The organism is Achromobacter seleniivolatilans (assembly GCF_030864005.1).
In the GTDB taxonomy this organism is placed as follows: domain Bacteria; phylum Pseudomonadota; class Gammaproteobacteria; order Burkholderiales; family Burkholderiaceae_B; genus Achromobacter; species Achromobacter seleniivolatilans.
In genome coordinates this window covers 6,223,858-6,236,445 of the sequence record NZ_CP132976.1, presented here as the reverse complement: position 1 = coordinate 6,236,445, position 12,588 = coordinate 6,223,858, and the positions used below count along the sequence as shown (strand labels likewise).

Below are 12,588 nucleotides of genomic sequence, written 5' to 3'. Positions count from 1 at the left end.
ATGCTTTCCCTGAAACGCCTCCTGCACTCTGGAAGCGCCGCGCGCGCGCAGGGCGTGTTGTGGCTGGCGATTCTGGCGCTGACCTTACGCGCATTGGTGCCCGCGGGTTACATGCCCGATGCCCGTGCGCTGCAAAATGGCAGGCTGGAAGTCACGTTCTGTTCCGCGGCCGGCGGCCTGACCGCCTTGAGCGTGGCGCTGGCCCAGAACGGCGCAAGCGAAAGCACCGGTAAACCCATACATGGCGCGGCCGAAACGGGCGCGCAATGCCCGTTCGGGCTACTGGCGCATGTTGCGCCCGCCCCCACCGCCCCGTCCGCGCCCATCGTGTTGACGGCTGTCCGGTACACGCTGCCGCCACCGGCCTATCGCGCCCTGCCCGCATTGGCGGCCCAAGGCCCGCCACTCGGCTCACGCGCCCCGCCCCCTCAGGTCTGACTCCGCTCAACCGCGCGGCTTGACCGCGCGCCCAGCCGACTCGTCAACCTGCGAGGTTCACATGCACTCCCCCTTTCTGCACGCGCCTGCTGGCGCGGCGCACGACCATGCGCCGGACCCACGGCGCCGCCTGCTGCTGTCTTCTCTGGCCCTGCTAGCCCTGACCGGCTGCGGCCCCGATGCCCCAAAACTGCACGGCATGGACCTGTCCGGCATGCCCACGGGTGACTTCCAACTGCAAGATACCAGCGGCCAGGAACGCCGTCTGGCGGATTACCGCGGCCATCCCGTGATGCTGTTTTTTGGCTTTACACAATGCCCGGATATCTGCCCGACTGCGCTGACCCGCGCCATTGAAATCAAGGGCTTACTAGGCGCAGACGCCGACAAATTGCGAATTTTGTTCATCACTGTGGACCCCGAGCGCGATACGCCCGAGATCCTGCGCGCCTACACGCAAGCCTTCGACCCGGGTTTTATCGGCCTGCGCGGAACCGCAGAGCAAACCCGCGCCGCCGCGCAGTCCTTCAAGGTGTTCTATCAAAAGGTCCCCACCGGCTCGTCCTACACCATGGACCACACCGCGCTGACCTATCTGATCGATGCCAAAGGCACGTTGCGCGCGGCGCTCCGCCATCAACAGACTGCCGAAGAATGCGCACAAGACCTGCGCACGCTGCTTTGATTGCCCCATTCACGCATAGGACACCAAGATGAAAAAGATTTCGATCAAGCCCCTGGCCGCCGCTTTCGCGGTGTGCGCACTGGCGCTGTTCAACCAAGCTGCGGTGGCGCAGGACGCAACGCTGAAAATCGACGAACCCTGGGTGCGCGCCACCGTGCCCAACCAGCACGCCACCGGCGTTTTCATGCGCCTGACCTCGTCCGCAGCGGGCCGTCTGGTCGCCGTGGAATCGGACGCGGCCAAGCATGTGGAAGTTCACGAGATGGCGATGCAGGACAACGTCATGAAGATGCGGCAAGTTCCGGGCATTGACCTGCCCGCCGGCCAGGCGGTCGAACTCAAACCCGGCGGCTACCACGTCATGCTGATTGACCTGGCCCGTCAAATCACGCCGGGCGATCACATCGCGCTGACGCTGGTGGTCGAAGACGCCAAGCAGCAACAGCGCCGCGTGCCCGTCGACGCCATCGCGCGCCCGCTAAATGCCTCGGCGGCGCCCGCCGCAGACCATGCCCATAAGAAGTAGCCGGGAATCAGATCGGGCGGCCTTGAACAGAACGTGTCCCTTTGACAGCCGAATGACACCTCTGCTTCAAGCCTGAAATACCTTTATCGCTCCCAATCCAATTTCCCTGCAACACCACGGCACGTCTCCGGTCGAATTGAAAAGACCGGATGCGTGCCGTTTTGCGCTTCTGGCCATGTATACCCGCATCCAGGAAATCGTCCGCACGCCGCATCGCGAACGACGGCGCGGCCCCGTTTGGGCCGCAGGCTTTAATTGCCAGGAGCGTTTCATGAAGACCCTCACCACGACCTTACTGCTTTGCGCCGGCCTAGCCGCAACCGGGGCCGCTCAAGCCCAAACCACGCAATACAAGCGTGATCTGTATGGAGACTGGCGCGTCACCTACCCCGCGCCAACCTCGGAAACGTCCGCCCAGGTCGCCGCAGAATTGGCGCAGGCCAAAGCCAATGGCCAGTACACCTTCGGCCAGGAAGACTATCCGCCCCCCATCGCCTCCAACCAGTCCGAATCCCGCGCCCAGGTGCAGCAGGAGCTGCAACAAGCCGAAGCCCAAGGCCAGATGGCGTCTGATCAAGAAGACTACCCGCCCCCCGCCATGGCCCACAGCGGCATGTCTGATATCCATTGATTGCATGGACGCAGCGCAAAACCGGCCCGGTAAGTACCACCGGCGCCGGTAATTATTAGGGACGCACTCTTATCCCTTGTGTCAGCGGGTGGTCTGGAATCACCATACAATGACCGCACATTCGTAGTCAGCGCCTGACCGGGCCTGACGCAGCCGGCGTCTCCCGCCGCGCCTCGGATGCCTGCGTTCCGCGCCGCCGGGCGCTTGACCCGCCGGCGGGCCCGCCGGCAACTCTGTGTCTGGATATGCCCGGTAGTTCCGCCTTTTCATTCCTGCGTACCCTTTGCAGCCTGCGCTGGCTTGCCATAGCAGGCCAAGCCGCCACCATCCTGCTCGCCAGCAGCGTGCTGGGCCTTGCCTTGCCGCTTGAGCCATTGTGGATTGGCGTCGGCGTGCTGATCGGATTCAACACCTACGCCAGCCTGCGCCTGCGCCGCAGCCGCGACTTATCCCACGCGACCGCCTTCGGCCACTTGTTCGTGGATATGGCGGTGCTTGCCTGGATGGTGGGCTGGAGCGGCGGCATCAGCAATCCGTTCGGCATGATGTTCCTGATCCTGACCGCGCTGGCGGCGCTGGCGCTGCCGCGCAACTGGGCCCTGGCAGCAGCCGTGGCGGGCATTTCCGGCTATGCCGCGGCCGCCATTTTCGGGCATCCGCTGCAAGGCGACGTGGACACTCATTCCCTGCTGTTGTGGGGCCTGGGCGCCAACTTCCTGATTTCGGTCGTGGTCGTGCTGGTGTTTTCCACCCGCCTGGCCTCCGACTTGCGCGCCCGCGAACGCGAACTGGCCCGCCTGCGCGAACGCTTCACCCGCAACGAAGGCATCGTCGCCCTTGCGACCCACGCGGCGGCGATGGCCCATGAACTGAATACCCCGCTGGCCACCATGACCCTGCTCACCGACGAGATCGCCGCCGAGGTCAAGGACGACGACCTGCGCGAGGACGTCGCCACGCTGGTGCAATTGCTGGCGCTGTGCCGGGAACGCATCCGCAATCTGGCGGTCCCAACGGCAGTGGATCTGGTACGCGTGGTGGGGCAATGGCGCCTGATCCGGCCCACGATAGACCTGCAACGCTCGGGCACGCTGCCGACCAGCCTGCGGGTCGATCCAGCCATCGCCCATTTACTGCAAGCACTATTGAATAACGCGGCGGACGCCGGCGAAGCTGCCGAGGCCCCCCGCGTGGACCTGCATCTGGAATATGGCTATGGCGCCTTGCGCGGCGAAGTCCGGGACTACGGGCGGGGCTTTGACCCCGACCAGACCCTGCTCCCCGTGACCAGCCTGTTCAATAGTGGCAAACCGGGAGGACTGGGCGTAGGCCTGGCCCTGTCGCACGCCACGGTTGAACAACTAGGAGGCGAAATGACCATGACTGCCGCCGTTGGGGGAGGCACCCGCATCCGCTTCTACCTGCCCCTGGGCACCCCCGGAACTTGAATGTGATGAATCCTACCGACCTTGGCCTGTTGATCGACGACGACGAACTGTATGTGCGCACCTTGCAGCGCAGCCTGTCGCGCCGTGGCCTGGAAACCCGAACCGCCACGGGCATCGCCGAAGCCTTGCGTGTCGCCGAAGAAATCCGCCCTGCCTTTGCGCTGGTGGACCTGCGGCTGGGCGAGGACTCCGGGCTGACCTTGATCCGTCCCCTGCGCGCCCTGCGTGCTGACATGCGGATTCTGCTGGTGACCGGGTATGCCAGCGTGGCCACCGCCGTCGAGGCCATCAAGCGGGGCGCAGACGACTATCTGCCCAAACCCGCGACCGCGCCGATGATCCTGCGCACTCTCGGCTTGGTCAAGCCAGAATCCGTTACCATCGAAACGACCATGACGCCGTTGCACCGCCTAGAATGGGAGCACATTCACCAGGCTCTGCACGAGACTGGCGGCAATGTTTCCGCGGCGGCACGCCTGTTGGGCATGCACCGGCGCTCTTTGCAGCGCAAGCTGGCAAAAAAACCGGGGCCGGAACGCGAAGTGCTTGTCGATTGATTTGTGCGGGTGCGACACATCTTTACAACACCCCATGTGCGGGTGCGACATATCGTCGCACCCCTGATCTCTTCCCCGGGGCATCTGCTCCCCTAGGAAAACCCTGAATCTGCTCCACTGGGGGCTGATTCCTTCCAGGCAATGCGACCTTTCGTCGCATGCTTGACCAATATCAAGCCGATAGGATGGACGTTGCTGCCTAGCAGCATTCCAGTCTGCTGCTTTGCAGCATTTCCAACCATCCATCCAAGGCTGTACGTGAAACACCCCCTCCTTGCGACCCTAACGCGCATTTTTGGCGTCGGCGCGGTCATGCTGCTTGGCGGCTGCAACATGGAAATTCTCTCTCCCAAGGGAGATATTGGCGCCCAGGAAAAGACTTTGCTGTTCACGGCGACGGGGCTGATGCTCATCGTTGTGATTCCAGTACTGTTCATGATCGTGGCATTTGCGTGGAAATACCGCGCATCCAATACCAAAGCTGACTACCAGCCCAAGTGGGCCCACTCTACGGCAATCGAAGTCGTGGTCTGGACCGTTCCTTGTATCATCGTGGCGATTCTTGCCGTGATCACCTGGCGCTCCACGCACGCGCTGGACCCCTACAAGCCGCTCGTTTCCGAACACAAGCCGGTCACCATCGAGGTGGTTTCGCTGGATTGGAAGTGGCTGTTCATCTATCCCGAATACGACATCGCAACGGTCAACGAGATCGCGTTCCCCGTGGACGTTCCGGTCAACTTCCGGATCACGTCGGCATCGGTCATGAACTCGTTCTTCATTCCGCAATTGGGTAGCCAGATCTACTCGATGGCTGGCATGGAAACGAAGTTGCACCTGAATGCGACGGAAGCCGGCACCTATGCGGGCATCTCGGCCAACTACAGCGGCGCTGGCTTCTCCGGCATGCGCTTCAAGGCCATCGCAACGACGCAAGAAGGGTTCGACAACTGGATCAAGGAAGCCAAGGCTTCCCCCACGGCGCTGACCCCCGAGACCTACGCAGAGCTGACCAAGCGCAGCGAGCGCAACCCGGTCGCCAAGTACTCGTCGGCGCCTCCCGCCATGTTTGATTTCATCCTGGGCAGCACCATGTCCAAGATGGCCGGCGTGGACTCCTCCACGTGCACTCCCACGTCGAACAATCTGATCGCAGGAATTAACTAACAATGCTCGGGAAACTCACCCTCGAGGCCATTCCGTATCATGAACCTATCGTCATGATTACGCTGGCCGCCGTGTGCCTGGGAGGCCTAGCGGTCTTCGGCGCGGTCACTTACTTCGGTAAGTGGAAGTACCTTTGGACGGAATGGCTGACCTCGGTCGACCACAAGCGCATTGGCGTGATGTACATCATCGTCGCCCTGATCATGCTGCTGCGCGGCTTTGCCGACGCCATCATGATGCGTACCCAACTGGCTGTGGCGTCGGCGGACTCCGCCGGGTTCCTGCCACCGCACCACTACGACCAGATTTTCACCGCCCACGGCGTCATCATGATTTTCTTCATGGCGATGCCCTTCATTACCGGGCTGATGAACATCGTGGTGCCGCTGCAAATCGGCGCCCGCGACGTGGCCTACCCGTTCCTGAACTCGCTGAGCTTCTGGTTGTTCGGCGCTGGCGTCGTCCTGATGATGGTCTCGCTGTTCGTGGGCGAATTCGCCGCGACCGGCTGGCTGGCCTATCCGCCGCTGTCCGGGCTTGATTACAGCCCAAGCGTCGGGGTGGACTACTACATCTGGGCGCTGCAGATATCCGGGTTGGGAACAACACTTAGCGGTATCAACTTCATCGTGACCATCCTGCGCATGCGCGCACCGGGCATGAGCCTGATGAAGATGCCGATTTTCACGTGGACCTCGCTGGTCACCAACGTGCTGATCGTTGCCGCCTTCCCTGTTCTGGCCGCAACGCTTGCGCTGCTGACCATGGACCGCTACCTGGGCACGCACTTCTTCACGAACGACATGGGCGGCAACGTCATGATGTACGTGAACCTGATCTGGATCTGGGGCCACCCCGAGGTCTACATTCTGGTGCTGCCGGCGTTTGGCGTGTATTCCGAAGTGGTTGCCACTTTTGCCCGCAAGACCCTGTTTGGCTACAAGTCCATGGTTTACGCCACGGCCGCCATTGGCGTGCTGTCGTTCCTGGTCTGGCTGCATCACTTCTTCACCATGGGTGCGGGAGCCAACGTCAATGCCTTCTTCGGCATAGCGACAATGATTATCTCGATCCCGACCGGGGCCAAGATCTTCAACTGGCTGTTCACCATCTACCGCGGCCGCCTGCGCATCACGACGCCGGTGCTGTGGACGCTGGGCTTCATGATCGTCTTCGTTATCGGCGGCATGACCGGCGTGATGCTGGCCATCCCCGGCGTGTCCTTCGTGCTGCACAACAGCTTGTTCCTGATCGCCCACTTCCACAACACCATCATCGGTGGCGTGGTGTTCGGTTGTATCGCTGGCATGACGTACTGGTTCCCCAAGGCTTTCGGCTTCACGCTGAATGAGCGTCTGGGCCGCTACTCGTTCTACTGCTGGTTCGTTGGTTTCTTCATGGCCTTCATGCCCCTGTACATCCTGGGCTTCAAGGGCATGACGCGTCGTCTGAACCACTACGACAACCCCGAATGGCAACCGTACCTGCTGGTCGCACTGGCTGGCGCCGCGCTGATCATGCTGGGTATCTGGTTCCTGCTGCAACAAGTGTTCGTGTCGGTTCGCCAGCGCAAGCAAAACCAGGACGTCACTGGCGATCCTTGGGATGGCCGCACCCTGGAATGGTCGATTTCGTCGCCCGCTCCTTTCTACAACTTCGCCCACGTTCCTCACGTTGATGAACTGGACCAGTTCTGGGAAGACAAGCAAAGCGGCAAGGCCTACAAGCGCCCCGCCAAGTACGAAGACATCCACATGCCGCGTAACACCGGTGCGGGCGTGTATATCGGCGCCTTTGGCCTGGTCATGTGCTTTGCCTTGATCTGGCACATCTGGTGGCTGGCCATCGTCGGTTTCGTTGGCATGATCGGTTCGTTCATTGCTCGCGCCTATGACCGCGACGTCGACTACTGGGTCCCGGCCGCGGAAGTCGAACGTATCGAAAACGCTCACTTTGACAAAATGCAAAAGGCCGCCTGAGCCATGATTCAAGCCGTAGCCACTCACCCCCACGCGGGTCACGACGATCACGCGCATCACGACGATGGATCCAAAACCGTTTTCGGTTTCTGGGTCTATCTGATGAGCGACTTGCTGATCTTTTCGGTGCTGTTCGCCACGTTCGCGGTGTTGTCCAACGCCACCGCGGGCGGCCCGACGGGCAAAGAACTGTTCGATCTGAAGTTCGTGCTGGTCGAAACGCTGTTGCTGTTGTTCTCCAGCTTCACGTTCGGCATGGCCAACCTGAACGTCCACGCCAACAACAAGTCCCGCGCAATGGGCTGGTTGATGGTCACGTTCCTGTTCGGCGCGGGCTTTATCGCGATGGAAGTCTGGGAATTCCATCACCTGATCACTGAAGGCGCCGGTCCGGGCCGCAGTGCATACCTGTCCGCGTTCTTCACGCTGATCGGCACGCACGGCCTGCACGTCACCTTCGGCCTGATCTGGATCATCGTGCTGCTGGACATGATCCGCCGCCATGGCCTGGACTCGATCAACAAGCGTCGTCTGGCGTGCCTGAGCCTGTTCTGGCACTTCCTGGACATCGTCTGGATCTGCGTCTTTACCTTCGTCTATCTTATGGGAGCCATCTGATGTCGCACTCCGCTGCGGCCGCACACGGCCACGACGATCACGCCGCCGACCACGGCAGCCTGAAGTCCTACATCATCGGTTTCGTGCTCTCGCTGCTGCTCACCTTCGGCTCGTTCGGCCTGGTGATGCACGGTGCACTGTCCCACACCATCACCATCGTCGGCGTGGTCGCTTTGTGCGTGCTCCAGTTGCTGGTGCAACTGGTGTACTTCCTGCACATGGGCGCCTCGAAGTCGGCACGCGACAATCTGGCCGCGTTCGTCTTCACCGTGCTGATCATCGCCATCATCGTCGGCGGTTCGGCATGGGTGCTGTACAACATGAACGTCAACATGGGCCACGCCATGTAAGAACGGCTTGCCGTTGATGCTTCATCGCAGGCGCCCTCGGGCGCCTGTTTTTTTGTCAGCCCGCAGCCCCCCCTTCTATCCGGTCGACACAAACGGCCAATGACGGTTTCAGGCACAATCACTCCGCCCCCTTCTCCGGAGTCACCATGCAAGCCATCATTGCCGCATTGACGAGCGCTGTGTTTGTTGTGTTGTCGCTTTGGCATATGTATTGGGCGCTGGGAGGCAGGCTGGCCCATCAGGCGGCCCTGCCCATCAAGAACGGCAAGCCCCTGTTCCGGCCATCGGCAGTGGGTACGTTTGTCGTGGGCTTGGCATTGATGGCGTTCGCCGCCCTGGTGGCGGTCAACGCGGGTTTGCTCGGCACGGGCGGCGCAGCGCCAGCCTGGCTGCGCTGGGCAGGAGCCGCAGTGGCGCTCGCCCTGCTGGGCCGGGCGATTGGCGACTTCCGGTATGTGGGTTTCTTCAAGCGCCTGGGCGACGAACCTTTCGCCCGATTGGACACGCGGGTGTATTCGCCCCTGTGTGTGCTGCTGGCGGCGGGTGTAATGGCGGCCGGCTGGCCGGCATACATCAGCTGATCCGCCTGCCTATACGTATCAGTTTGCGGCTGGTCTCAACGCTTTCATGACCTGATGCGCCTACTTTGCCGTAGCGGGCGCCAGCCTCACATTGGCCTGCCGCGCCAACGCCTGGGCAGAGCTATGACGATGAGGCGACATGCGCGCCCATTGCTCCAGATCGCATGCCGGGGCAACAGCGGCTCGCTCCAGAACCTGGACCAACGCTCGCGCGCCGAGCGGACCAACGGGTCCGTCCTGTTCCAATAGCCAGGCCAGCATATCTGCTACCGCCATCCCGCAACGCTCTGGAGTGCGATAAAGGCCTGCATCATATTCAAGCAGCATACGAACCTTCTCTGTTTTCCCCTGCTGCAACATGATGGTCAAAGGCAAAGCGTCGCTTTGGTCGACATGATCGATACGAATTATGTTGAAGGAGCGATCGGATACGTCGGCGCCTTGTTGCAGCCACGACAGGTAAAGATCATCAGGCAGCCAGGGCAGACTCAACGGCGCAATCGAATATTGCGCACGAGCCGCGTCATCGTCCTTCCAGGTCAACGGCACCCCAAGCGATACCAGCTGCAATGCCATCTGCCTGTGCGCGGCACGCTGACCGTCCCAGGCCGAACCGTTCCCATCAACGGCGGATAACGTTTCCAGCCTGTTCCATCGTGCCAACAATGTGGACAAGGAGTCGGGGCGCAATGGCTCGTACGGTTTGACCGCAGCATTCACCAGCGCGCTCAACAATTCCGGCTGCATGAAGCCTACGGCTTGGCTCAGCGACTCGTTCAAACCGTCGCGTGCGGGTCCCTCGCCTAGCGGCTTGCCGTGCCCGATGTAGCCGCCGACCGCGGGATCGGCGCCATGCGTCAGCAGGAATGTCACCAGCTTTGGAATTTCGTAAACCGCCCTCGGCGTAAGTGCGGGCCTATTACCCTCACGCAAGGCCAACAGCAGCGGCGTGTCCCAGAACCGCTCACTCTTGTAGAGACCTGCTCTGTGTGCCGCGTTTGGGTCCGCCCCCTTGGTCAACAGTAACTCGGCAAGCCCGAATTTTTTTCTGCGGATGACGGCATGCAAAACGGGTTCGCCAAATCTCGCCTGTGCATTGGGGTCAGCGCCATTGGCAAGCAAATATCGCAGATTGTCGTCGGCCCCAATGTCATTAAACAGGAGCGATAGCAGCAGGGGATTTCCCCGTTTATCCACGGCATCCACCGACGCTCCTCCTGCGATCAAGGCATCGGCCATTGCATAGCGCCCCTTCGCACTGCCTGTACCTGCCGAAGCCAGTAAAGCCAGTTCCAATGGAGGTTCGCTGTTCTTCCCGCCGTTCGGATTTGCGCCCGCTGCCAGCAACGCCCGCACGCTATCGAGCTGATCCAGCCTTACCGCCAGATTAAGCGCAAGAACACCGTCTTCGTTGACTGCGTTGGGGTCCTGCCCCTTCGACAACTCCGCCCGTAACGCTTCCACATCGCCCGCCTGGATCGCGATGAAAATCTGCATCTGCCCCTTCGCGCCCACCGGCTTGGATTTGAGCGTTACGCTGGCTCGACGCAAAAGTTCGCTGGCGCTGATACCTCGGTATCCCCCCAGCACCGATGTGGCATTCAAATCGCAGTCGTCCGAGCGCTCAGCGCGATCCAGCACATGCTTTATCGCCCGGCCTGCCAAAGGACTGATCGGTTGCCGCACCATACTGAGTTGCCAAGCCAGACTATCGGCAACGGCGCGGCCGCAGGATGCCGGGTCACGAAACGCGCCCGTATTGTGATCCAGCAGCATCTCGATCTTGGCGTTCTGCTGCATCTGCAACATGCTCACCAAAGGGTATGCGTCCGCCGGATCTACCCACGAAAGCCGAAGGGATGACGCCGACCGCTCGTCTGGATGCGCGCCAGCCTTCAACAGCTTTCCGTAGAGTTCATCGGGCAACCAGGGCAGACTCAATGGCGCAACGAAGGGTTCTTTTGTCGCATTCTCGACGTAGGTCAGGCTGACCCCCAGCCGCAGCAAGTGCTCGGTCAGCGCGGCCAAGCGCGACATCTGGACGTTGCGCTTGCCGCCATCTTTATAGTCATACTCTCGCGCCTGCATCTTGTTCCAGAAGGACAACAAGCTGGATAGCGCGCGGTGGTTCAATGGCGCTTGGCGATTGCTCGCCGCCTTAACCAGCTGGTCCAGCAGTTGCGGCCTCAACGTACGAACGGCCAGGACCAATGCATCATCCAAACCGTTGTCGCCAGACCCGCCAATGGACGGATCGGCGCCGCGCATCAACAGGAAATCCACAACGCGTTTCATGGGGTAGGTGTTCCAGATGCCCCCATCGGATTCAATGTAGCTGGCCCTGGAAATCTCTGCGGATTTCGCCGCTGCGCGCAACGCTGCCAGCAACGGCGTTTCAAAAGATACGCCCTCGCCCTGCGAGTACGGGCGATAGGTCGCGTTGATATCCGCGCCCTTTTCCAACAGCACATCGGCCAACCACAATGTTTTGGGATGTTCGGTAGCCGCGTGCATCAAGGAGCGGCCTCGGCCCAGATCATCACGCAAGTTCAGATCCGTCACTTTGGAGAACAGATACTCCAAGGTCTGCCTATCGATAAAGCCATCCATATGCCGGAATATCAGCGGCGATGGAAAGCGCTTATCCCCGTGAGGGTTGGCGCCTGCCGCGATCAACGCATCGGCGATGGCATACCCGTCTTTGTAGGGTCGATTTTCACCAGTTCGAGGCATAGCGGCCTCCAGCAACGGAGTCCCCGGCGCAGAACTATCTGCCTTCGCGCCCGCAGCCAACAAGACATGCACCATGTCGAGCCGCCGCGCGTATACCGCCAGATTCAACGCAGAATTTCCGTTTGCGTCAATGGTGTCAGGGTCCAGCCCTTCTGCAAGCAGCGCGCGCACCTTGTCCAGATTGCCTGCGCCAACGGCCACAAGCAAAGGCAATCTGGGTTGGCAGGCGGCAGCGCTGAGTACCGGCTCATCCAGCACTACGCCGATGCGCCGTGCGGTACCGACGGGAATAGCTTGCTGCGAGGCCAAGCGCCGCGAACAATACAGGCGATAGTCCTCGCGCGCCAGAACGCTGTATCGCCGTATTAGCCCTACTTGGAAATCGTACCCCCCGCTGCCGAACCGGCTACGCTCCCGGAGCCGCCAGCGCGCATCGGCGCGGTTCAGATAGGCAACAGTGCGCTCAGGGTTGCGGCGCAGTACCTCGTTGAGCACCGATTCGGCTTCCAACAGCTCGCCCGTCTTGGCCAGCCAAAAGCCGTAATCGTTCAGTGCGGTCAGCACAGCGGGCGACACATTGCCGGGATCAATGGCGCGGTAATCGTGCTGCATGACGAAACCGCGCAGCGCGGTGAAAGCCGCATCGAACCTCGCCTTGCTGCCGCTGGGAATATTGCGCGCGGTCCGATGCAGCGCCAGAAACTCTGCTGTGAGGTTCTGCGCCCCCAGGCTCACCGCCTGGTTCGTCTCAACAGCAACGGCTGCACCGGGCAGAATACACAAGCAGATCAGGGCCAGCGCGGCCGCGCGGAACAATCGCACGACGGTCTCCTACACCCAAGTCCGGGCCCTTTGCGCTATCCGACGGCAGACAG

The 12,588-nt window shown here is 61.3% G+C and carries 12 protein-coding genes; 11 read left to right on the top strand and 1 reads right to left on the bottom strand.

Annotation, left to right across the window (positions count from 1 at the left end):
* The 11 genes from RAS12_RS28150 (at nucleotide 1) to RAS12_RS28100 (ending at nucleotide 8,980) form a co-directional block, all read left to right on the top strand.
* Entirely contained in the window at nucleotides 1-438 is a 438-nt protein-coding gene (locus RAS12_RS28150) for a DUF2946 family protein (protein ID WP_306943597.1), read from the top strand.
* Nucleotides 439-499: 61 nt separating this feature from the next.
* Nucleotides 500-1,123, top strand: a complete 624-nt coding sequence (locus RAS12_RS28145; RefSeq protein ID WP_306943595.1) for an SCO family protein — start codon at nucleotides 500-502, stop codon at nucleotides 1,121-1,123.
* A 28-nt stretch (nucleotides 1,124-1,151) separates the two neighbouring features.
* Nucleotides 1,152-1,649: a copper chaperone PCu(A)C gene (locus RAS12_RS28140; RefSeq protein ID WP_306943594.1), complete on the top strand. Its 498-nt coding sequence runs from the start codon at nucleotides 1,152-1,154 to the stop codon at nucleotides 1,647-1,649.
* 271 nt (nucleotides 1,650-1,920) lie between these two features.
* Nucleotides 1,921-2,280, top strand: a complete 360-nt coding sequence (locus RAS12_RS28135) for a DUF4148 domain-containing protein (RefSeq protein ID WP_306943592.1) — start codon at nucleotides 1,921-1,923, stop codon at nucleotides 2,278-2,280.
* 245 nt (nucleotides 2,281-2,525) lie between these two features.
* Nucleotides 2,526-3,728 (top strand): ATP-binding protein, encoded by a 1,203-nt coding sequence (locus tag RAS12_RS28130; protein WP_306943591.1) that lies wholly within the window; start codon nucleotides 2,526-2,528, stop codon nucleotides 3,726-3,728.
* A gap of 5 nt (nucleotides 3,729-3,733) precedes the next feature.
* The gene (locus RAS12_RS28125; RefSeq protein ID WP_006221322.1) at nucleotides 3,734-4,285 is read left to right on the top strand and encodes a response regulator transcription factor; all 552 of its coding nucleotides are present in this window, start codon (nucleotides 3,734-3,736) and stop codon (nucleotides 4,283-4,285) included.
* A 258-nt stretch (nucleotides 4,286-4,543) separates the two neighbouring features.
* Nucleotides 4,544-5,452: a ubiquinol oxidase subunit II gene (gene cyoA, locus RAS12_RS28120; RefSeq protein ID WP_306943584.1), complete on the top strand. Its 909-nt coding sequence runs from the start codon at nucleotides 4,544-4,546 to the stop codon at nucleotides 5,450-5,452.
* 2 nt (nucleotides 5,453-5,454) lie between these two features.
* On the top strand, nucleotides 5,455-7,431 hold the full coding sequence (gene cyoB / locus RAS12_RS28115) for a cytochrome o ubiquinol oxidase subunit I (RefSeq protein ID WP_306943582.1): 1,977 nt from the start codon (nucleotides 5,455-5,457) through the stop codon (nucleotides 7,429-7,431).
* Nucleotides 7,432-7,434: 3 nt separating this feature from the next.
* Nucleotides 7,435-8,049 (top strand): cytochrome o ubiquinol oxidase subunit III, encoded by a 615-nt coding sequence (gene cyoC, locus RAS12_RS28110; RefSeq protein ID WP_006222595.1) that lies wholly within the window; start codon nucleotides 7,435-7,437, stop codon nucleotides 8,047-8,049.
* Entirely contained in the window at nucleotides 8,049-8,399 is a 351-nt protein-coding gene (gene cyoD / locus RAS12_RS28105; RefSeq protein WP_054422653.1) for a cytochrome o ubiquinol oxidase subunit IV, read from the top strand. The genes cyoC and cyoD overlap by 1 nt, the downstream gene beginning before the upstream one ends.
* A 146-nt stretch (nucleotides 8,400-8,545) precedes the next feature.
* Nucleotides 8,546-8,980 (top strand): DUF3995 domain-containing protein, encoded by a 435-nt coding sequence (locus tag RAS12_RS28100; RefSeq protein ID WP_306943575.1) that lies wholly within the window; start codon nucleotides 8,546-8,548, stop codon nucleotides 8,978-8,980.
* A 60-nt stretch (nucleotides 8,981-9,040) separates the two neighbouring features.
* Here the strand turns inward: RAS12_RS28100 and RAS12_RS28095 are convergent, their stop codons facing one another.
* Nucleotides 9,041-12,535, bottom strand: coding sequence for an ankyrin repeat domain-containing protein (locus RAS12_RS28095; RefSeq protein ID WP_306943574.1), 3,495 nt, complete (start codon nucleotides 12,533-12,535; stop codon nucleotides 9,041-9,043).
* Between the last annotated feature and the right edge of the window lie 53 nt (nucleotides 12,536-12,588).

What these genes read in the sequence shown, in the direction of transcription:
- RAS12_RS28100 (WP_306943575.1), top strand. Translation starts at nt 8,546, where the DNA reads ATGCAAGCCATCATTGCCGCATTGACGAGCGCTGTGTTTGTTGTGTTG.
- cyoD (WP_054422653.1), top strand. Translation starts at nt 8,049, where the DNA reads ATGTCGCACTCCGCTGCGGCCGCACACGGCCACGACGATCACGCCGCC.
- RAS12_RS28150 (WP_306943597.1), top strand. Translation starts at nt 1, where the DNA reads ATGCTTTCCCTGAAACGCCTCCTGCACTCTGGAAGCGCCGCGCGCGCG.
- cyoC (WP_006222595.1), top strand. Translation starts at nt 7,435, where the DNA reads ATGATTCAAGCCGTAGCCACTCACCCCCACGCGGGTCACGACGATCAC.
- RAS12_RS28140 (WP_306943594.1), top strand. Translation starts at nt 1,152, where the DNA reads ATGAAAAAGATTTCGATCAAGCCCCTGGCCGCCGCTTTCGCGGTGTGC.
- RAS12_RS28145 (WP_306943595.1), top strand. Translation starts at nt 500, where the DNA reads ATGCACTCCCCCTTTCTGCACGCGCCTGCTGGCGCGGCGCACGACCAT.
- cyoB (WP_306943582.1), top strand. Translation starts at nt 5,455, where the DNA reads ATGCTCGGGAAACTCACCCTCGAGGCCATTCCGTATCATGAACCTATC.
- RAS12_RS28125 (WP_006221322.1), top strand. Translation starts at nt 3,734, where the DNA reads ATGAATCCTACCGACCTTGGCCTGTTGATCGACGACGACGAACTGTAT.
- RAS12_RS28135 (WP_306943592.1), top strand. Translation starts at nt 1,921, where the DNA reads ATGAAGACCCTCACCACGACCTTACTGCTTTGCGCCGGCCTAGCCGCA.
- RAS12_RS28130 (WP_306943591.1), top strand. Translation starts at nt 2,526, where the DNA reads ATGCCCGGTAGTTCCGCCTTTTCATTCCTGCGTACCCTTTGCAGCCTG.